Here is a 674-nt window from a genome sequence, read left to right as displayed (position 1 = left end):
CAGCCTATAACACGCACATATGAAGTAAGCATGAATCATCCCGAGCTTAGAGCTGGTGCGTCTAAAACAGGAAGTTCTCCTTTTTCCTCCCCTCTAAACTACGGAATGATTCATGTTCATTTGATGGCAATCCGGAAGTGACTCATTCTGAATATGTAGACACTTTTCTTCCTTTATCCAATAAGGCTTGCAGCGGCCTCACTGTTTTACCTTCACTGGCTTTTTTATAGTGCCTAAGCCCTTTAACAATACAACGCTGTTCTTAAAGAAGAAATGCTGGTTTCATTACTTGCTTCTTCTTCAATAAATACTCATTTATGGGTATTTATTCCTACTTATTTAAACTCCTACTTTGCGACTTCTTAATCAATTTAACTTATAACCCACTAGAATGAAACGTACATTTACAAGTAAACTTTATGCCCTTATCGTGTTAGTCGCCTTTACTGCTGCCTCATGTGGCGAGGAAAACGATGATGATGATGCAGTAACACCTGACCCTAACCTGAGTGGCTGCAGGTTAACAACTTTAGCTTTCCTGGGAGAAAGTGGCAGCGCCGATGACGATGTAGTTAAGATAGAGTATAATGCACAAGGTTATATTTCTAAAGCAATAGAAGATTATGAGGAAGGCGGTGCTAACTCAGATTACACCAGGTATACCTATGACGCAA

At 39.9% G+C, this 674-nt stretch carries 1 protein-coding gene; it reads left to right on the top strand.

Features of this window, described 5'->3' with window-relative positions:
• Positions 1–391: 391 nt before the first annotated feature.
• The coding region (locus tag ACFS7Z_RS27340; RefSeq protein ID WP_377492703.1) for a hypothetical protein at positions 392–674 on the top strand (283 nt) is incomplete at its 3' end.

It is taken from the genome of Pontibacter toksunensis, from assembly GCF_042686245.1.
In the GTDB taxonomy this organism is placed as follows: domain Bacteria; phylum Bacteroidota; class Bacteroidia; order Cytophagales; family Hymenobacteraceae; genus Pontibacter; species Pontibacter toksunensis.
Note: the sequence above shows the minus strand (reverse complement) of the source record. Positions and strands in the feature narration are given on the sequence as shown.